General features: G+C 70.7%; 21 protein-coding genes. 13 read left to right on the top strand and 8 right to left on the bottom strand.

The window, feature by feature from the left end:
* The first annotated feature begins 117 nt into the window (after nt 1-117).
* Genes ACCP09_RS16735 through ACCP09_RS16720 form a run of 4 tightly spaced genes read left to right on the top strand, consistent with a single transcriptional unit; the run spans nt 118 to nt 3,440 of the window.
* Nucleotides 118-408 (top strand): DUF6403 family protein, encoded by a 291-nt coding sequence (locus ACCP09_RS16735; RefSeq protein WP_378332951.1) that lies wholly within the window; start codon nt 118-120, stop codon nt 406-408.
* A complete protein-coding gene (locus tag ACCP09_RS16730; protein WP_433747673.1) occupies nt 393-1,718 on the top strand; it encodes a hypothetical protein in 1,326 nt (441 codons plus the stop codon). The genes ACCP09_RS16735 and ACCP09_RS16730 overlap by 16 nt, the downstream gene beginning before the upstream one ends.
* On the top strand, nt 1,715-2,551 hold the full coding sequence (locus ACCP09_RS16725; RefSeq protein WP_433747670.1) for a hypothetical protein: 837 nt from the start codon (nt 1,715-1,717) through the stop codon (nt 2,549-2,551). The genes ACCP09_RS16730 and ACCP09_RS16725 overlap by 4 nt, the downstream gene beginning before the upstream one ends.
* A 10-nt stretch (nt 2,552-2,561) precedes the next feature.
* Entirely contained in the window at nt 2,562-3,440 is an 879-nt protein-coding gene (locus ACCP09_RS16720) for a spermidine synthase (RefSeq protein ID WP_431903389.1), read from the top strand.
* On the opposite strand, the gene ACCP09_RS16715 is transcribed toward ACCP09_RS16720, so the two are convergent.
* Together ACCP09_RS16715 and ACCP09_RS16710 are read right to left on the bottom strand one after the other, a co-directional pair.
* Nucleotides 3,430-4,059: a helix-turn-helix transcriptional regulator gene (locus ACCP09_RS16715; RefSeq protein ID WP_017985988.1), complete on the bottom strand. Its 630-nt coding sequence runs from the start codon at nt 4,057-4,059 to the stop codon at nt 3,430-3,432. The genes ACCP09_RS16720 and ACCP09_RS16715 overlap by 11 nt on opposite strands.
* 33 nt (nt 4,060-4,092) lie before the next feature.
* Complete coding sequence (locus ACCP09_RS16710) at nt 4,093-5,097, bottom strand: M14 family metallopeptidase (protein WP_433747724.1); 1,005 nt, start codon at nt 5,095-5,097, stop codon at nt 4,093-4,095.
* A gap of 126 nt (nt 5,098-5,223) precedes the next feature.
* On the opposite strand from ACCP09_RS16710, the gene ACCP09_RS16705 reads away from it, so the two are divergent.
* On the top strand, nt 5,224-5,739 hold the full coding sequence (locus tag ACCP09_RS16705; protein ID WP_433747665.1) for a DUF2020 domain-containing protein: 516 nt from the start codon (nt 5,224-5,226) through the stop codon (nt 5,737-5,739).
* Between the two features lie 161 nt (nt 5,740-5,900).
* Nucleotides 5,901-6,353: a DUF6918 family protein gene (locus ACCP09_RS16700; RefSeq protein WP_027933164.1), complete on the top strand. Its 453-nt coding sequence runs from the start codon at nt 5,901-5,903 to the stop codon at nt 6,351-6,353.
* A gap of 148 nt (nt 6,354-6,501) precedes the next feature.
* Here ACCP09_RS16700 and ACCP09_RS16695 read toward each other — a convergent pair whose 3' ends face one another.
* The gene (locus tag ACCP09_RS16695) at nt 6,502-7,104 is read right to left on the bottom strand and encodes a hypothetical protein (protein WP_228685000.1); all 603 of its coding nucleotides are present in this window, start codon (nt 7,102-7,104) and stop codon (nt 6,502-6,504) included.
* 97 nt (nt 7,105-7,201) lie between these two features.
* Here ACCP09_RS16695 and ACCP09_RS16690 point away from each other — a divergent pair, with 97 nt between their 5' ends.
* Nucleotides 7,202-7,753: a peptidylprolyl isomerase gene (locus tag ACCP09_RS16690; protein WP_017985993.1), complete on the top strand. Its 552-nt coding sequence runs from the start codon at nt 7,202-7,204 to the stop codon at nt 7,751-7,753.
* Nucleotides 7,754-7,781: 28 nt separating this feature from the next.
* Complete coding sequence (locus ACCP09_RS16685; RefSeq protein WP_433747721.1) at nt 7,782-8,720, top strand: rhomboid family intramembrane serine protease; 939 nt, start codon at nt 7,782-7,784, stop codon at nt 8,718-8,720.
* Here ACCP09_RS16685 and ACCP09_RS16680 read toward each other — a convergent pair.
* Together ACCP09_RS16680 and crgA are read right to left on the bottom strand one after the other, a co-directional pair.
* Nucleotides 8,717-9,016 (bottom strand): PH domain-containing protein, encoded by a 300-nt coding sequence (locus ACCP09_RS16680; protein ID WP_433747660.1) that lies wholly within the window; start codon nt 9,014-9,016, stop codon nt 8,717-8,719. The two genes, ACCP09_RS16685 and ACCP09_RS16680, sit on opposite strands and share 4 nt — an antisense overlap.
* Before the next feature lie 189 nt (nt 9,017-9,205).
* Nucleotides 9,206-9,472: a cell division protein CrgA gene (gene crgA / locus ACCP09_RS16675; protein ID WP_017985996.1), complete on the bottom strand. Its 267-nt coding sequence runs from the start codon at nt 9,470-9,472 to the stop codon at nt 9,206-9,208.
* A gap of 92 nt (nt 9,473-9,564) precedes the next feature.
* Here crgA and ACCP09_RS16670 point away from each other — a divergent pair, with 92 nt between their 5' ends.
* Both ACCP09_RS16670 and ACCP09_RS16665 read left to right on the top strand, forming a co-directional pair.
* Nucleotides 9,565-10,401 carry a class E sortase gene (locus ACCP09_RS16670; protein WP_027933160.1) on the top strand — a complete coding sequence of 279 codons (837 nt, stop codon included), beginning with the start codon at nt 9,565-9,567 and terminating at the stop codon, nt 10,399-10,401.
* Nucleotides 10,401-10,556, top strand: coding sequence for a hypothetical protein (locus ACCP09_RS16665; protein WP_017985998.1), 156 nt, complete (start codon nt 10,401-10,403; stop codon nt 10,554-10,556). The genes ACCP09_RS16670 and ACCP09_RS16665 overlap by 1 nt, the downstream gene beginning before the upstream one ends.
* Here the strand turns inward: ACCP09_RS16665 and ACCP09_RS16660 are convergent.
* Nucleotides 10,553-11,869: an FAD-dependent oxidoreductase gene (locus ACCP09_RS16660; RefSeq protein WP_123684349.1), complete on the bottom strand. Its 1,317-nt coding sequence runs from the start codon at nt 11,867-11,869 to the stop codon at nt 10,553-10,555. The genes ACCP09_RS16665 and ACCP09_RS16660 overlap by 4 nt on opposite strands.
* Before the next feature lie 172 nt (nt 11,870-12,041).
* On the opposite strand from ACCP09_RS16660, the gene ACCP09_RS16655 reads away from it, so the two are divergent.
* From ACCP09_RS16655 to ACCP09_RS16645, 3 genes are read left to right on the top strand one after another with little or no spacing between them, the layout of a single operon-like run.
* Nucleotides 12,042-12,683 carry an aminodeoxychorismate/anthranilate synthase component II gene (locus ACCP09_RS16655; protein WP_027933158.1) on the top strand — a complete coding sequence of 214 codons (642 nt, stop codon included), beginning with the start codon at nt 12,042-12,044 and terminating at the stop codon, nt 12,681-12,683.
* Nucleotides 12,680-13,459: an ABC transporter ATP-binding protein gene (locus ACCP09_RS16650; protein ID WP_027933157.1), complete on the top strand. Its 780-nt coding sequence runs from the start codon at nt 12,680-12,682 to the stop codon at nt 13,457-13,459. The genes ACCP09_RS16655 and ACCP09_RS16650 overlap by 4 nt, the downstream gene beginning before the upstream one ends.
* On the top strand, nt 13,456-14,091 hold the full coding sequence (locus ACCP09_RS16645) for a hypothetical protein (RefSeq protein ID WP_378365078.1): 636 nt from the start codon (nt 13,456-13,458) through the stop codon (nt 14,089-14,091). Before ACCP09_RS16650 ends, ACCP09_RS16645 begins: the two co-directional genes overlap by 4 nt.
* A gap of 49 nt (nt 14,092-14,140) precedes the next feature.
* Here the strand turns inward: ACCP09_RS16645 and pknB are convergent, their stop codons facing one another.
* Both pknB and ACCP09_RS16635 read right to left on the bottom strand, forming a co-directional pair.
* Entirely contained in the window at nt 14,141-16,129 is a 1,989-nt protein-coding gene (gene pknB, locus ACCP09_RS16640; RefSeq protein ID WP_027933155.1) for a Stk1 family PASTA domain-containing Ser/Thr kinase, read from the bottom strand.
* Between the two features lie 37 nt (nt 16,130-16,166).
* The gene (locus ACCP09_RS16635; protein ID WP_027933154.1) at nt 16,167-17,348 is read right to left on the bottom strand and encodes a protein kinase domain-containing protein; all 1,182 of its coding nucleotides are present in this window, start codon (nt 17,346-17,348) and stop codon (nt 16,167-16,169) included.
* Between the last annotated feature and the right edge of the window lie 2 nt (nt 17,349-17,350).

Genomic DNA, 17,350 nt, shown 5'->3' with positions numbered 1-17,350 from the left:
CGTCGCCGAATAGCGTTTGATGTGACATCTTGGGCTGAACCTGTCGCGCGCGGTCTGCCGATCATGGACAATCGGGGCTCGTTGGTCACCTGATCCGCTGGGGTTCCCTTGTCCTCCTTGGCCGTCTGGCTCGCCGCTGCCGCGGTGCTCGTCCTCGCGGGCGGTGGTGTTGTGTTGCTTCCCCGGTGGCGCGACCGGCGCCGCTCCACCGGCACGGCTTGGTCCTCGGCGCGGGCGGCCGTCGCCAGGGCGCAGATCAGCCGGGATGCCGCCCGGACCGACGTCGAAGAGGCCGAACACCTCCTCGCCAAGGCGGAACGCCTCCTCGCCGACGGTGGCGGCACCGGCGCGGCCGAGACCGCCGAGCGCGCCGCTCGTCGGGCCGATCAGCTGTGGCGCGACGCGTGAAGCGCGGGCTCGAATGGCTGCGCTGGGGCTGCCTCGCCGCCGCGATCGGCGTCCTCGTCGTCTTCCTCGTCGCACAGGGACAGACCTTCGACGTCAGCTACGGGCAGTCGCCGACGCGCACCGACCCCATCCGGGAGGGCGAGGCCGGCGAGCTCAGCGACACGACCGTCCCCTCCGTGGCCGAGATGACCGCACTCGTCGCCGCCAACCCGGTCACCCGGCTGCCCGGTTCCATCGCGCAGTGGGACGAACAGCAGGTCCGCGCGGCGATCGGCGCCACCGACGTCCGCATCCTCGTCGCCCCGCCCGGGCTGGACGAGGCCGAGCGCGACCGCGTCCGCGACGTCGAGAACGCGAACATCACGATCATGGGCACCCAGGTCACCGGCGACCCCGGCCAGGTCGTGGCCGACCGGCTCACCGGCTGGCGCGCCCAGTTCGCCGCCGGAGACGTCACCGACCTGCTGCTCTTCCTGATCGCCCACATCCAGGACCGGCCCGAACCACCCGACGCCGACACCATCCGGTACCGCCAGCCGACCGCCGCCGAACTCGAACCCGTCGTCGCCGACCTACGTGCCACCGGGACCCACGGCATGACCGACATCCCGTCCGCGGCCGACGCCTTCCCGAACGGCGCGCTGTTCGTCGTCCTGCCCCGGCAGCAGGCCGGACAGCCCATCCCGGACTACGGCAGCGCGCTGACCAGTGTCTTCCCCGGCAAACCGATCGTCGTCATGTACGGCGAGTGGGTCGAGTACCACGGACCGCAGGCCGCCGACTTCGCCGAGGTCGCCGCCGCCGGCTTCTACGGCCAGTACAGCGACCGGCTCAGCCTCTACGCCTACCCGCAGCGCAACATCCTCGGCGCCTACCTCGACCGCGTCACCGACGTCCGCTACGCGGGCCTGTTCGACCGCCCCCTGCCGTACCAGCCGTTCGACCCCGTCCGGGTCGCGCTGCCCGCGCTGCCGTGGATCTTCGCGGCCTGCGCGGTCGTCTTCCTGGTCCTGACGGCGCGTGCGGTGCGCACGGCCGCGCAGCGGCGGCCGGGCGCGAGCGTGCGGATGGCCGGCCTCACCGCGCTGGCCATCGAGGTCTCCGGCCTCACCGGCGACACCACCGACCCCGCGCTGACCAGGGCGATCGCCACCCTCCAGTCCGCGCGGGAAGCCGTCGCCGAGAACCTGCCGGACCAGCACGTCGCCGCCCTGCTCGACGACGCCGAGGCCGAACTCGACCACATCGCGAAGACCCTGAAGCGCCGCGAGTACCGGCCCGCCGTCTACCTCCGGGGCAGGCTGGCATGACGAAGTTCTTCCGCAGCACCTTCGGCATCGCCACCGCCGTCTGCTTCGTCTTCGCGCTCTGGGCACTGTGGACGGGCGGGATCTTCGAGGGCGCCATGGCCCGCGATGTGCGCACGTCCTCGGTGTACGTCGCGGACGGGGTGGACCTCGACGAGGGCGCGGCCGAACGCGTCATCGGCAACCGTCGGCTCGTCGTCATCGTCGAAGAACCCGGCGCGGACCTCCGCGAAGGCTGCGCCGACGTCGAGCGCGCCGCCGACGGCAACCTCGTCCTGCTGCTCAGCCAGGGCGACGACGAGTACGACACCTACGGCTGCGCGCTCCTGCCCGACCGCGACGACGAAAACTTCGGCAAGGCCTTCGTGGCCGAGCAGATCGTCAAGCGCGGCATCGACCAGTTCGCCGACCGGCCACTGGAGGCGATCAAGGTCGTCGCGGTCAACTACGACCTGCTCGTCCGGGCCGGCACCGTCCCGGACGGCGCGCGGGAGGTCAGCGCGCCGCTGCCGCGGTTCCTCATCGCCGGCGCCGCGGTGCTGGCCGTCGTGCTCGGCGCGGTGGGCCTCAACCTCGCGGCCCGGCGCGCCGCCCGGCTCGCGATCCGCATGCAGGAACAGCGGACGGCGGCCGGTGACGCCCGCAGTAGGCTCAACGCCGGGGCCGCCGTGCTGGCCCAGCAGATCATCGACCTCGACGGCAGGCACCCCGCTTCGATCGTCGACGACTACGTGCGGTTGCTCGACGACATCCCGGACGCCCGCACCGAGGCGGAGTACAACGCGCTGGCCAAGCGGGTCGACGCGCTGAGCGAACGCTGCCGCCGTGTCACGTAGAGTTGCGGCAATGGCAGGAAGAGGCACGAAGCGGCGCGGCACCGCCCGCCCGGTTCCAGGCCGTTATCCGGTCCGCTTCGGACTCGCCGAGTTGCTCGCCGACGCCGACCGCGCCAACGCCTGGCTCCTGACCGTCGACGAGGTCGCGCAGTCCTATGTGGACCTGGACGATCCGACGCACCTGGAGTTCGAGTACGTGCGGCGCATCGGGGACGTGATCGACTGCCTCGCCGACGGCCCGCTGGAGGCGCTGCACCTCGGCGGCGCCGGCTGCACCGTGCCGCGCTACGTCGCGGCGACACGGCCCGGCTCACGGCAGCTCGTCTTCGACGCCGACGAGCCGCTCATCGACCTGGTCCGCGAGCAGCTCGACCTGCGCGCGGTCCCCAACCTGCGGGTGCGCATCTCCGATGGCCGCGAGGGCGTGGCCACGCGCCGCGAAGGCTCGGCCGACCTGGTCGTCGCGGACGTCTTCCAGCGCGCGAAGATGCCGGGCGACGTGGCGACCCTGGAGTTCACCACCGACGTCGCCCGGGTGCTGCGGCCCGCGGGCACGTACCTGATCAACGTCGCCGACGGGCCGGGCCTGAAGTTCGCCCGCCGGGTCGTCGCCACGATCGGCGCCGTGTTCCCGCACGTCGTGATGCTCGCCGACTCGGGCGTGCTGCGCGGGCGGCGGTTCGGCAACGTCGTGCTGGTCGCCTCGCGCGCGGACCTGCCCGTCGACGAGATCACCCGTCGCGCCGCGTCCGCGGCCTTCCCGTCCCGCGTCACCAGCGGCGCGGAGCTGGAGCGGTTCCGCGGCAACGCCAAACCGATCCACGACGACGAGGCGCTGGACACCCCGCGCCCGCCGTGGAACGTCTTCGGCCTGCCGCCTAGGACCTGATCTCGGCCAGGTGGTTGTAGGCCGACGCGCGGGAGATCCCCAGTGCGGCGGCCACCTCCGGCACGGCCTTCTGCAGCGCGAACAGCCCGCGCTCGTCGAGGGCCCGGAACAGGTCCAGGCGCTCGGCGCGCGTCATGCGGCTCACCGGGCGGCCGAGCTTCAGTTCCTCCTCCGCCACGACCGCGCGGATCAGCTGCCCGACGTCGTTGGTGAACGTCGTGGTCGCGTCGGGCAGCGCGGTCACCGCCGCCAGCTCGCCGAGCAGCACGGCCGCGTGCCGCAGGTCGGTCACGTCCAGGTTCACGCACAGCGCCCCGAACACCTCGCCGTCGCGGTCGCGCAGCAGCATCGTGGACGCCTTGATCACGCGCCCGGCCGGCGTCCGCGTCAGGTAGTTGATCTGGTCGCGTGCGTCGCGGCCCTGCTTGAGCAGGCTCAGCCCCAGCTCGCTCATCGAGCCGCCGGGCGCGCGGCCGGTGACCTCGCCCGCGACGGCGACGACGGAGCCCTCCGGCCGGCGGTAGTCGTGCAGGACGACCTCGCAGTTGCCGCCGAAGGTGGCGGCCAGGCCGTCGAGCACGGGTCGGAGCGCGGAGAGCACCGCGTCGGCATCGGTCACCTGGGCATGATGTACAAAACCTGGATCGATTGTCTAGCGCGCCTCGGAGATCAGGATGTCTACCGCCGCGTCGTTGCGTGTCGTCTCCCGCGCGATCTCCTCGTCCGGCGGGTAGAAGCCGGGGAACGGGCTCGTCGGGTACATCTCGAAGGTGAACGTCAGGATCTTGTGGGCGCCCCACATCCAGTCGTTGATGTCGCCGTCGGTGACGTAGAGGTCGCTGGACTGCTGGGCCTTGTACTGGTTCGTCGCCGCCATGCGCTGCCCCACGTCGCGGAAGCGCGCGTTCTCCTCGGCCGTCATGCCCTCGCCGGTGTCGTCCTGGGTGTGCCCGAATGGCCAGAGCACCAGCTCGGAGTAGGTGTGGAAGTCGATGTGCGCCTTGATCCGCTGCTTCCCGCCCGCCGCGCGGGAGTCGACGAACCTCGACACGGCCTGCGTCTCCGGCTCGGAGAAGGCCGACGGGCCGCGGTAGGTGTCCGACGCGGGCCGCGTGCTGGAGCCGTCGCAGCAGCCCCACTTGTAGCCCCAGTTGCGGTTCAGGTCGGTGCCGATCTTGCCGTCCGCGACCGGCCTGCGGTTCTTGCGCCAGTACTTGTAGTCGGTGTCCGAGATGTCGTACTCCGACCCGTCCGGGTTCACGTTCGGGACCACCCAGATCACGTGGCCGTCGACCATCGAGCGGATGTGCGGGTCGTTCGCGTAGCCCTCGGTGAAGCGCTGCACGATGTGCAGGCACATCTCGGTCGTCAGGTGCTCGCGCGCGTGCTGGTTGCAGGTGAACAGCACCTCCGGCTCGCCCTCGTCGGCGGCGGCGTTGTCGCTGATCTTGATCAGGTTCAGCTCGCGGCCCTCGTAGGACTTGCCCACGCTGGACAGCACCGCGATGTCCGGGTGGTTCGCGGCCGCCTTCTGCAGTTCCGTCGTGACCTCGGCGTAGGTGTGGTAGCCCTCGTCGCCGGCCGGGAATTCGGCCGCGACGGCCTGCGCGGGTGCGGTCCCGGCCAGCAGGGCGGCTCCGGTCACCAGGGCGAGCACGCCACCGGCGGCCCGACGTGAATACATTTCGCCTCCGAACGAACACGTAGAGTAGTCTCTTCTACCCTGCTGTAGCGGCGCGCCCGGCACAACCCGGCGGGCGCCGGGTGGTTCACTGATCGGGTTATGCGACGAGTTCTGCCCGCCCTGCTCGCGGCCGCCGCGTTGGCCGGCTGCGCCACCCAGCAGGCTCCGGAGGCGCCCCCACCCCCGAGCGTGCCGCCGACGACCGCCGTGCAGCTGCCGCCGGAGCCCACGCCGGCCCGCGTCGCGCCCTGCCCGTACCTGGAGAACTCGGTCGTCGCGAACGCCAACGGCCAGCGGGTGTCGAAGGTGGAGGTCTCCGCCGACCAGCCGCACCCGACGTGCTTCTTCTACGCGCTCTCCGGGAAGCTCCAGCTGACCGTGCGGGTCTACACCGGCGACCCGGCGGTGGCGGAGGCGATCGTCGACCAGGCGGCCCCGGTGGCCACGAGCAACCCCGCGACCGATCCGCCAGGGTGGCAGGGTGGTTACGCAGCGAAACCGGACGGCGCGGTATATGCCGTGGCCAAGGGCGGTACGGCGGTCGTCGTGACCACCGATCAGCAACAGACGGTGAAGGCGAGAACCGTTGCCCGGCAGGCGATCTCGCGGCTTTAAGGCCGCCAGGGTGCAGTGTCAAGTTGATCTTGTATTACCCTGATCGCACCTCGCAGCCGGGGGAGGACCAGCACGCGTACGGTCGAGACCTGCGGCCGGCGCCGTGCCACGGGCTGCGAGAAGCCCCCCGTGTACCTCGATGTGAAGAAGGACAGACATTCGTGGCTGACACCCTCAAGGAAATCCTGCTCGACTCCAGCAGGCGTCCGGCCGTTGTGACCGACCTGGAGACGCTGGTCGACGAAGAGGTCTCGGACAAGGGCGGCGTGTCCGGCGCCGTCATCAAGACCGGCTTCGCCGCGGTCAAGAAGATCAAGCCGGGCATCATCGGCTCCGCCGTCGACAGCCTGCTCGACGACTTCACCGCCGCGCTCGAGCCGTTCTACGCCGACTTCAAGGGCCAGGGTGGCGGCGACTTCGGCGCCTACCTGTCCAGCCGTGGTGACCAGGCCGCCGACGCGCTGCTGAGCGTGACCGACGCGCGCGCCGCCAAGAGCAGCCGCGACAGCATCAAGAAGGTCTACGAGAAGCTGCGCCCGAACGGCAAGAAGAACGTCGAGGAGGCGCTGCCCCGCCTGGGCAAGCTGATCGACAAGCACGCGGCCGCCGCCTGAGGCAGGCCACGCGCGCGAACGGCCGTTTTCCCTTCGGTACCAGTAGGGAAAGCGGCCGTTTTCGCATGTGCGGGCGTCCCGCGGATGGCGCCCGCGCAAGCGGAAGCGCCGCTCGGCCCAGAGCCGAGCGGCACTTCCCTGGAACGTGTCAGTTCTGCTTTTCCGCGGGTGACGGGCTCGGCGCGTGCTGGCCGTTCGCCGTCGACTCCGGGGTGGCCGGCTTCGGCGCGGCGCGCGGCGGCTCGGTGGCCACCGGCGGCTCCTGCTTGCCACGCAGCGCGACCGCGGCGCCCGCCGCGGCCAGGACGCCCAGCACCAGGAAGAGCGGCCACTTGCGGCTCTTCCGCGTGCCCTTGGCGGCCAGCTTCGCCTCCTCCAGCGCGGCCCGGAAGTCCTTCTTCGCCTGCTTGAAGTCCTTCTTGGCCTTGCGCTTCGACTCGCCCGCCGCCTTCGCGGCCTGTACCGCGGCCTTGCGGGCCTTGCGGCCGGGTTTGCGCAGCTCGGCGAGCCGCGCCGCGGCCTCCTTGCGCGCCTGTTTGCTCGCCTTGCTCAGGTCCTTCCGGGCCTGACGGCCCCGCTTGGCGGCTTCCTTGCGCGCCTCCTCGGTGCTCTCGGAAAGCCGTTTCTCGGCCGCGTGGGCGGCCTGAGCGGTCACCTCGGCGCCTGCCTTGCCGACCTCGACGGCCCGCTTGCTCAGGCCGAGCAAGCCGGCCTTGACCGACTCACCCACCGAGTCCGCAGCTCGGGTCATGGCCTTTCACCTCGACAATCGTTTCGTCTCACGTTCCATCCCCGTAACCATCCTGCCCGTTTCCGGCCGATCTCGCTGCGGATGGCACGATGAAGCGGTGACCCAGAGCAGTGAATCCCTCGTTGGTGCGAAGGCGACCGCCGTGCTGCACACCAACGCCGGTGACATCCGGATCAACCTTTTCCCTGATCACGCCCCCAAGACGGTGGCCAACTTCGTTGGCCTCGCGGAGGGCACGAAGGAGTACCAGCGCCCGAACGCCAAGGGCGAGAACTCCGGCCCGTTCTACGACGGCGCGATCTTCCACCGCGTCATCTCGGGCTTCATGATCCAGGGCGGCGACCCGACCGGCACCGGCCGCGGCGGCCCCGGCTACCAGTTCGGCGACGAGTTCCACCCCGAACTGCAGTTCGACCGGCCGTACCTGCTGGCGATGGCGAACGCGGGACCGGGCACGAACGGCTCGCAGTTCTTCATCACCGTGGCCAAGACGCCGCACCTGAACTTCAAGCACACGATCTTCGGCGAGGTCGCCGACCAGCAGTCGCGCGACGTCGTGGACTCGATCGCGAACACCGCGACCGGCCCGGCGGACAAGCCGCTGCAGGACGTCGTCATCGAGAAGATCGACATCGAACGCGCAGGCTGAGCCAGGGTAGGTTGGAGGCATCGTGAACATGCCTCCCCACCCGCCTGCCTCGCAGCCGCCCCAGCAGTCGGCCCTGCCCGGTTGCTGGTGGCACCCGTCGCGCCCCACCGGGCTCGCCTGTGTCCGGTGTGGCCGTCCGGCGTGCCCGGACTGCCTGCGTGAGGCCTCGGTCGGCTACCAGTGCATCGACTGCGTGCAGACCGGGCGGCGCGAGCAGAACGTCCAGCGCTACACCCCGCGCACGGTCGCCGGCGCCCAGGTTTCGCACCGGCCGGTGGTCACGCCGATCCTCATCGTGCTCAACGTGCTGGTGTACGTGGTCACGGTGTCGCAGGCGGGCAGCCTGACCGGCAACGACACGGCGCCGCTGTTCCGCGACGGCGTGCTGTTGCCGGTGCTGATCGCGGACGACGGCGAGTGGTGGCGCCTGGTGCTGTCCGGCTTCCTGCACTACGGGCCGATCCACCTCGCGGTCAACATGCTCGCGCTGTGGATCTTGGGCCGGGACATGGAAACCCTGCTCGGGCGGGTCCGCTTCACCGCGCTGTACCTGGTGTCGCTGCTGGGCGGCGCGGTGGCGGTGTACCTGTTCGACGGCATGACCAGGGCGACCGCGGGCGCGTCCGGCGCGATCTACGGGCTGCTGGGCGCGATGCTCGTCGCGGTGATCCGGTTGCGGCTCAACCCGGCGTACGCGATCGGCACGATCGTGCTGAACCTGATCATCAGCGTGTCGCTGCCGAACATCTCCCTGCTCGGCCACCTCGGCGGCCTGGTCGTCGGCGCGCTGGTCACGGCGGCGATGGTGTACGCGCCGGCGAAGGGGCGCCAGTACTGGCAGGGCGGCGCGGTGGCGGCGCTGCTGATCGCGTTGGTGGTGCTGGTGTTCGTGCGTGACGCGCAGCTGGCCGGCGTGTCCTGCGAACTGCGCGGGAACCTGCTGTCCTGCTCGGGGCTCGCCGGCTAGGGCTGCAACGCGGTCAGCGTGTCGAGCACGTCCCGCGGATCGGCGCCGAGTTCGAGCCAGCCGAAGACGAACAGCTGGTCGCCCGCTTCGATTTCCAGCGTCGCCGAATCCCGGCCGAAGCGGCGCGTGGTGCGCACGCGGGCGGTCACCTCGGGCCAGTGCAGGTCGTGTTTTCCCGTCGTGGTGCGGATCCGCAGCCCGCGCGGATCCGCCGTGAGACGGGGGCGGACGAGCAAACCGTGCAGTGACAACGCGGTCAGCGCGATCGCCGCGACGGCGAAGAACACGGTGCCCATGCGGTCGCTCGCGAGCACCGCCGCGGCCGCCGCGAAAACGGCCGCGGCACAACCGGCTCCGACCAGAACGGGTCGCGGAGCCCAGTGCGGAGACGAGTTATCCACAGTGGTTATCCACACTGGGGAAAAGTCACAGTGCTGTAATTAGGGGTCAAGCGGCTGTTCGGGGCAATCGTTGTGATCTTCCGCTCAGCGCCAGCGCATCGTCATGAGCAGACCGACGATCATCAACGCGAAGCCCACCGCGAAGTTGCCGTTGCCGAGGTCCGCCATGAACGGGATCTTGTCGCCCGCGATGTAGTTCACGACGAGCCAGACCAGGCCGAGCAGCATCAGCCCGAACATCACGATCTTGTAGACCAGGCTGGACGGCCCAGCGGCGCGCACCTTGACCGGCGTGCGCCGATCGGCCGGCGGCGTGTAAGCCGTCTTCTTGCGGACCTTGGACTTGGGCATCGGAACCTCGCGGTGTTCGTGTCTGGCCAGGTGGTGCGCATCCACCCGTACCGTCACACGTTAACGTAAGCGTCCCCGAGAGAGGAGCGCGCGTGGCAGTCCTCGACGCCCCGCCACCACAGAAGTCCGGTGGCGGTTTCGCCAGGACCGTGCGGACGATCGGCGAACTGCTGATCACCGCCGGACTCGTCGTGCTCCTGTTCGTGGTCTACGAGCTCTACATCACGGACCTGTTCTCCGCGCGCAAGCAGGCCAGCGCGACGGTGGCGCTGGACCAGGACTGGGCGCAGGGCCGCACGCTGCACGCCGACCTGATCGACGGCGAGGCGTTCGCGAAGATGTACATCCCCAGCTTCGGCGCGGACTACCACTTCACGATCCAGGAGGGCACGGACGCGAAGGCGCTCGAAGTCGGGCCGGGGCACTACAAGGGCACCGCGCTGCCGGGCGAGCCGGGGAACTTCGCCGTCGCCGGGCACCGCGTCGGCAAGGGCGCCCCGTTCAACGACCTCGACCTGCTCGCCTCGTGCGACGCGATCGTGATCGAGACGCAGAGCGACTTCTTCGTCTACCGCGTCCTGCCGCACTCCGACGAACTCGCGAACTGGAACGCGGACAAGGCCGCGCGGCCGCAGTGCGCGAACGTCGGCACGCTGCGCACCGACGCGGCGGACGGCGGCCCGTACGGCCGCACCTACGGCCGGGAGATCGTGACGCCGGACCAGGGCGAGGTGGTCGCGCCGGTGCCGCACCAGACCGCCGACGTGCTGCCGCCCGCCCAGCAGGTCGCCCTGCTCACGCTGACCACCTGCCACCCACGGTTCTCCGACAAGCAGCGGCTGATCGTGCACGCCGTGCTGACCAACCAGTACCCGAAGACCCCGGGTGCGACCTACGAACAGCTGCTGCAGGCGATCGGAGGCGTGTGATGTACGGCTGGATCTGGCGCAGGCTGCCCGGACCGGTCGCGGTCCGGGCCCTGATCGCGCTCGTGCTGGTGCTCGGCGTGATCGCGCTGCTGCTGTTCGTGGTGTTCCCCTGGCTGGAGCCGATGCTGCCCTTCAACCAGGTTTCGGTGAACTAGCCGCGCGAGACGCGGATCATCTCGTCGCGCTCCACGACCTTCACGCGCTCGCGGCCCTGCGGCTCGCCGAGGGCGCGTTCGTGCGCGTCGAGCTTGCCCCAGCCTTCCCAGGTGGTGAACGGGACACCGCGGTCGGCGAGGAACGACGTGATCGCGTCCGGCTCGGCCTGCTTCGGCGCGGTCAGCTGGTCCGCGTCGGCCAGCAGGTTGCGGATCGTCTCGGCCGCGTCGCCCTTGGTGTGGCCGATCAGGCCGACCGGGCCGCGCTTGATCCAGCCGGTCACGTACACGCCGGGCACCTGGTCGCCGTCGATGTCCAGCACCCGGCCGCCCTCGTTCGGGACCGTGCCGCTGTCGTGGTCGAACGGGATCTCCGGCAGCTCGGACGACAGGTAGCCGACCGCGCGGTACACGGCCTGGACGTCCCAGTCGTGGAACTCGCCGGTGCCGCGGACGTTGCCGTCGCCGGTCAGCTCGGTGCGCTCGGTGCGCAGGCCGGTGACCCGGTCGTCGCCGAGGATCTCCGTCGGCGAGTGGAAGAAGTGCAGGTGCAGACGCTTCGGCCGGTCGCCCTGGTCGCGGATCGCCCACTCCTGCAGCGTCTTGACCACCATGTCGACCTGCTTGGACGCACGGATCGCGGCGATCGAGCCGTCGTCGAACTCGATGTCCTCGGGGTAGACGATGACCTCGACGTTCGGCGAGTGGTCCAGCTCGCGCAGCTCGAGCGGGGTGAACTTGGCCTGGGCGGGCCCGCGGCGGCCGAACACGTGCACGTCGGTGACCTTGCTGGACTTCAGGCCCTCGTACACGTTCGGCGGGATGTCGGTGGTCAGCAGCTCGTCCGCGGTCTTCGCGAGCACGCGGGCGACGTCGAGCGCGACGTTGCCGACACCGAGGACGGCGACGCTGGTCGCCTCCAGCGGCCAGGTGCGTGGGACGTCCGGGTGGCCGTCGTACCAGGACACGAAGTCCGCGGCGCCGTAGCTGCCGGGCAGGTCCACGCCCGGGATGTTCAGCGCGCGGTCGCTCATCGCGCCGGTGGCGAAGATGACCGCGTCGTAGAACTCGCGCAGGTCGTCCAGCTTGATGTCGGTGCCGTAGTCGACGTTGCCGAGCAGGCGGATGCCGGGCCGGTCGAGCACCTTGTGCAGCGCGGTGACGATGCCCTTGATGCGCGGATGGTCGGGTGCGACGCCGTACCGGATCAGCCCGAACGGCGCCGGCATGCGTTCGAAGATGTCGATGCTGACGTCGGCGTCGGACTTGTCGAGGATGTCGGCGGCGTAGATGCCGGCGGGGCCGGCGCCCACGATGGCGACGCGAAGAGGACTACGGCTCACCCTTGCCACGGTAAAGATAGGTGACCCTTACTTTCACTGTGATATGAATTGCGGTCCACCATGTGGACGCCGGTACTGTGGGCCGGCCGCCTCCCCACCGCCACCCTCAACGGAGACGCTCCACGTCGCATACCCTGATCCAATGCGCGTATTGGTCGTCGACAACTACGACAGCTTCGTCTACAACCTGGTCCAGTACCTGGCCCAGCTCGGCAACGAATGCACTGTCTGGCGCAACGACGTCGTCGACCTCGACCGCGTGCCGGAGTTCGACGGCGTGCTCGTCTCGCCCGGCCCCGGCACGCCGGAGCGCGCCGGCCAGAGCATCGACGTCGTGCGCAGGTGTGCCGACACTCACACCCCGATGCTCGGCGTCTGCCTCGGCCACCAGGCGATCGGCGTGGCGTGGGGCGCGACCGTGGACCGCGCGCCGGAGCTGCTGCACGGCAAGACCAGCCAGGTGCACCACCAGGGCAGCGGCGTGCTGGCCGGCCTGCCCGACCCGTTCACCGCGACCCGCTACCACTCGCTGACCGTGCTGCCGGAGACGATCCCCGACTCCTTCGAGGTCACGGCACGCACCGAGTCCGGGGTGGTCATGGGCATGCGGCACCGCGAGCTGCCGGTCGAGGGCGTGCAGTTCCACCCCGAGTCGGTCCTGACGCAGGGCGGGCACCGGATGCTGGCGAACTGGATGGCGACCGCCGGTCACCCGGTCCAGGCGCCGGTGGTCGACGCGCTGGAGCGTGAGGTCGCGGCGTTGCAGAAGGCCGCCGCTGCGTGATCCGGCTGCTGGGGGTCGGCAAGCGCTACGGTGACGTCCCGGTGCTGACCGGGGTCGACCTCGAAGTGCGCCCCGGGACCGTGGTCGGCGTCGTCGGCGCCAACGGCTCCGGCAAGTCGACGCTCCTGCGGATCCTCGCCGGACTGTCCCGGCCCACATCCGGCACGATCACCGGCCGCCCGCGCGTCGGGTACGTGCCGGACCGGTTCCCGGCCTCGACCCGGATGAGCGCGCTCGCCTACCTGCGGCACCTCGGCCGGATCTCCGCCGCATCCGAAGTGGACCCGCAGGGGCTGCTGGACCGGCTGGCGCTGGCCGGCGGCCCGCGCGCCCCGCTGCGGCAGCTGTCGAAGGGCAATGCGCAGAAGGTCGGGCTGGCCCAGGCGTTGCTGACCGAGCCCGACCTGCTCGTGCTGGACGAACCGTGGTCCGGGCTCGACCCGGACGCGCACGGCGTGCTGGCCGAGATCATCGCCGAGACCAGCGCCCGCGGCGCGAGCGTGGTGTTCACCGAGCACCGCGACGAGCGCGCCCACGCCCACGCGACCGAGGTCCACCGGCTGACCGGCGGCGTCCTGACCACCGTCGACCGGGCCGCCAGGGTGGTGCTGCGCGGTTCCGGCGAGGTGGACCTGCCGGGCGTGCTCGCCACGCGCCGCACCGGCGACCACGTCGAACTGACCGTCGCGGCGCAGCACACCGATGAGCTCCTGCTGAAAGCGCTGAACGGCGGCTGGTCCGTGGCGCGGGTCGACACCCCGGAGGCACGCCGGTGATCCGCTACCAGCTCGCGCTGCTCGGGCATTCGCAGCGCTGGCTGCCGCCGTCGCTGGCCTACCTGATCCTGCTCGCCATCCTGTACAACGACCCGACGGCGCCGGTCCCGCCGGAGTTCGCCGTCAGCGCAGGCGGTCTCACCGTCGTGGCATGCTGGCTGACCGTTGCGCTGGTGGACGCCGAGGACCCCGTGCAGCGGCTCATCACGCTGGTCCACGCCCGCCGGCTGTCCACTGTGCTCGCCGGGTTCGTGGCCACGGCCGCGCTCTGCTGCGTGGTGCTCACCGCGGTGTCCCTGGCGTGGGCGGCCCTGGTGCACCACGGTCTGCCCGCCGCCGTCCTGGCCGACGGGGTGGTCGCGCACGCGGCCTGCGCGGCGACCGGCATCGCGCTCGGCTTGCCCTGCTCCCGACTGCTGCTGCCGCGGATCGGCTACACCGTGCTCGCCGCGCTGGCGCTGCTCGGGGTCGTGCTGCTGGTCCGGTGGGTGCCGGTGGTGAACCCGATGCTGCGCTCCCTGACCGGCGCGGGCTCACACACCGGAGCGGTGGCGCTCGGCCTGCTCGGTGGCGGGCTGCTGCTGGTGGTGAGCGCCGCGGTTACGGGCCGGATCGTGCACCGGCGGGCATAGCGAAGGGCCCGCCTCCCCGGTGGGGAAGCGGGCCCTCGTCGGTCGGACTCTACGGGCCGCCCGGGATCGGGAACCTCGGCGAGCTGGTCGGCGACGTCGTGTCGTTGCCGCCACCGCCGCCGCTGTTGGACTCGCCGATCAGCAGGGTGATCGTCTCGCTCTTGGTGATCTGGGTGCCCGCCGTCGGCACGCTGCCGGTGACCTTGCCGTCCATGTCCTCGTCGGACAGCTTGTCGGACTGGTAGTTCACCGTGCCTTCCCAGCCCATCTGCTGGAGCTTCTGCAGCGCCTCGTTCTGGGTCAGGCCACGCAGGTCCGGCATCGAAATCTTCTGCTGCGACCCGTTCGACACGGTCAGGACCACGGTCGAGTTCTCGCGCTGCTGGCCCGCGTTCGGCTTCTGGTTGAGGACCTGGCCCTCCGGCTGGTCGGAATCGGCCTCCTGCTTGCTGACCTTGAAGCCGAGCGCCTCCAGGCCGGCCTTCGCGACGTCGTACTGCTGGCCGGTGTAGTCGGTGACCTCCACCATGTTCGGCGTCTTGCCGACCTTGATCGTCACCGTGCTGCCCTGCGCGATCTGCGTGTTCGCGTTCGGGTTCTGGCTCTGGACCTTGCCGTACTGGTCCTCGTCGTCGACGTCGACCTCCTGGACGTTCGGGTCCAGGATCAGCCCGGCCTGGTTGAGCAGTGCCTCGGCCTCGTCCCGGGTCTTGCCGAGCAGGCTCGGCACCGCGACGTTCCCCGGCGCGCGCCCGATGTACAGCGTGATCTTCTGGTCGAGCGCGACGCTCACGCCGGCGGCGGGATCGGTGTTGATCGCTTTGCCGATCGAGTCGGCCGAGCAGGTCTCCACGCCGTTGGGCTGGCGCACGCACGGCTTGTCCGCGAGCACGATGTTGGTGAAACCCTTGTCCCGCAACGTCGCCTCGGCCTGCGCCTGCTGCTGGCCGTTGACCTCGGGGATCATCGCGGTCGCCGGCTTCGACTCGAACGCGCCGGCCAGCCACATGATGAACGCGATCAGGCCGAGTGCGATCAACGTGAAGATCACCGCGGCCGTGATGCGCCTGCGCTTGCGGCGCTTCTCGTCCTCTTCGACCGCCTCGGGGTCGTAGTCGTAGTCGGCCGCGTGGCCGGGCGCCCCGCCGATCACCTGCGTGCGCTCGTCGGCCGTCATCACCATCGGCGCCGACGGCCGCTGCCCGGACAGCGTCCGGACCAGGTCGGCGCGCATCTCGGCGGCCGACTGGTACCGGTTGGCCGGGCCCTTGGCCAGCGCCTTCAGCACGATCGCGTCGAGCTCCGCCGACACCGCGGGGTTGACCGCCGACGGCGCCTTCGGGTCCTCCCGCACGTGCTGGTAGGCCACCGCGACCGGCGAGTCACCGGTGAACGGCGGCTCGCCGGTGATCAGCTCGAACAGGACGCAGCCGGCGGCGTAGACGTCGCTGCGGGCGTCCACACCTTCGCCGCGCGCCTGCTCCGGCGACAGGTACTGGGCCGTGCCGATCACCGCGGCGGTCTGGGTCATCGCGGCCTGGCCGTCGTGCATCGCGCGCGCGATGCCGAAGTCCATCACCTTGACCGCGCCCTGGTCGGTGATCATCACGTTGGCCGGTTTCACGTCCCGGTGCACGATGCCGTGCCGGTGCGAGAAGTCGAGCGCGGCGCAGACGTCCGCCATGACCTCCATGGCCCGCTTCTGCGACAACGGCCCCTCGGTCTTGACGATGTCGCGCAGCGTCCGGCCGCGGACGTACTCCATCACGATGTAGGGCAGCGGACCGTACTCGGTCTGCGCCTCACCGGTGTCGTACACGGCGACGATCGCCGGGTGGTTCAGCGCCGCGGCGTTCTGCGCCTCGCGGCGGAACCGCTCCTGGAACTGGGGGTCGCGGGCGAGGTCGGCACGCAGGATCTTCACGGCGACCTCGCGGCCCAGCCGGACGTCCGTGCCGTGGTGGACCTCGGACATGCCGCCGTAACCGAGCGTGTCGCCCAGTTCATAGCGGTTGGACAGCATCCTGGGTGCAGTCATCGGAGAAAGCCGTTCCGTTCCGTCCAAGGTGTGCTCATCATGCCTCGTAGGTCGTCTCTTCAGGGGGAGGGAGTTGCCGCGTGCCGGGAACCATGTCGGTCGTGCCGACCTGACCGCCCGGGACCCGGCCGGTTCCGCGGTCGCCACCCCAGTCGGGCAGGAACACCAGCAGAACCACCACGATCCCGGCCACCAGAACGGCCAGCAGCACCCACACGGCGATCGGCACCCGCCGCCGCGGTGGCACCGGCATCGGCAGCACCCCGCTCGGGTGCGGCATACCGGGTGGGTTGACCGGCTGCATCGCCGGCTGCGAAACCGGGCCGACGGCAGCCACCGGGCCGACGACCGGGGCATAAGTCTGCACCAGTCCGGACGGCGTCGGTAACGCGTGCCCGTTGCGGACCGCGGCGATGGCGGCCGCGAACTCGCCGCCGCTGTTGTAGCGCTGCCGCGGGTCCTTGACCAGGGTCGCCTCGATCACCGCGCGGGCGTGCGGTGGCACGTCCGGCGGCAGCGGCGGCGGCAGGTCGCGGATGTGCATCATCGCGACCGTGACCGCGTTCTCGGACAGGAACGGCCGGTGCCCGGCCAGGCACTCGTAACCGCACACGGCCAGCGAGTACACGTCGCTCGCCGGTTCCGCGTCGTGGCCGAGCGCCTGCTCCGGCGCGATGTAGTGGGCGGTGCCCATGACCATGCCGGACCTGGTCACCGGCGCCGCGTCGGCGGCCTTCGCGATGCCGAAGTCGGTGACCTTCACCGTGCCGTTCGGCGTGACCAGGATGTTGCCCGGCTTGACGTCCCGGTGGACCAGACCGCGTTCGTGCGCGGCCTGCAGCGCGTTGCCCGCCTGCTCGAGGATGTCCAGCGTCCGGTCGGCCGCCAGCCTGCCCTCGCGCATCAGGATCCCGGCCAGCGGCTCGCCGTCGACGTGCTCCATCACGAGGTAGGCGATCGCGTGCTCGCCGGCGACCGTCTCGCCGTAGTCGTGCACGGCCGCAATGCCGGGGTGGTTCAGCGACGCGGTCGTGCGCGCCTCGGTGCGGAAGCGGTGCAGGAACTCCGCGTCCTGGGACAGCTCGGCCTTGAGCACCTTCACCGCGACGATCCGGTCCAACCGGGTGTCGCTGGCCTGCCAGACCTCGCCCATCCCGCCGACGGCGATCCGGTGGACGAGACGGTAGCGATCGGCCAGCAGCTGACCGGTGGACAGCATGC

Source organism: Amycolatopsis sp. 3B14, from assembly GCF_050958625.1.
Classification (GTDB): domain Bacteria; phylum Actinomycetota; class Actinomycetes; order Mycobacteriales; family Pseudonocardiaceae; genus Amycolatopsis_E; species Amycolatopsis_E thermoflava.
This window is presented reverse-complemented; position numbering and strand designations above follow the sequence as displayed.

Bases quoted from the DNA above. Each gene is read 5' to 3' on its own strand.
- ACCP09_RS16725 (WP_433747670.1), top strand. From the start codon at position 1,715: ATGACGAAGTTCTTCCGCAGCACCTTCGGCATCGCCACCGCCGTCTGC.
- ACCP09_RS16720 (WP_431903389.1), top strand. From the start codon at position 2,562: ATGGCAGGAAGAGGCACGAAGCGGCGCGGCACCGCCCGCCCGGTTCCA.
- ACCP09_RS16705 (WP_433747665.1), top strand. From the start codon at position 5,224: ATGCGACGAGTTCTGCCCGCCCTGCTCGCGGCCGCCGCGTTGGCCGGC.
- ACCP09_RS16695 (WP_228685000.1), bottom strand. From the start codon at position 7,104: ATGACCCGAGCTGCGGACTCGGTGGGTGAGTCGGTCAAGGCCGGCTTG.
- ACCP09_RS16685 (WP_433747721.1), top strand. From the start codon at position 7,782: ATGCCTCCCCACCCGCCTGCCTCGCAGCCGCCCCAGCAGTCGGCCCTG.
- ACCP09_RS16680 (WP_433747660.1), bottom strand. From the start codon at position 9,016: ATGGGCACCGTGTTCTTCGCCGTCGCGGCGATCGCGCTGACCGCGTTG.
- crgA (WP_017985996.1), bottom strand. From the start codon at position 9,472: ATGCCCAAGTCCAAGGTCCGCAAGAAGACGGCTTACACGCCGCCGGCC.
- ACCP09_RS16665 (WP_017985998.1), top strand. From the start codon at position 10,401: ATGTACGGCTGGATCTGGCGCAGGCTGCCCGGACCGGTCGCGGTCCGG.
- ACCP09_RS16655 (WP_027933158.1), top strand. From the start codon at position 12,042: ATGCGCGTATTGGTCGTCGACAACTACGACAGCTTCGTCTACAACCTG.
- pknB (WP_027933155.1), bottom strand. From the start codon at position 16,129: ATGACTGCACCCAGGATGCTGTCCAACCGCTATGAACTGGGCGACACG.
- ACCP09_RS16635 (WP_027933154.1), bottom strand. From the start codon at position 17,348: ATGCTGTCCACCGGTCAGCTGCTGGCCGATCGCTACCGTCTCGTCCAC.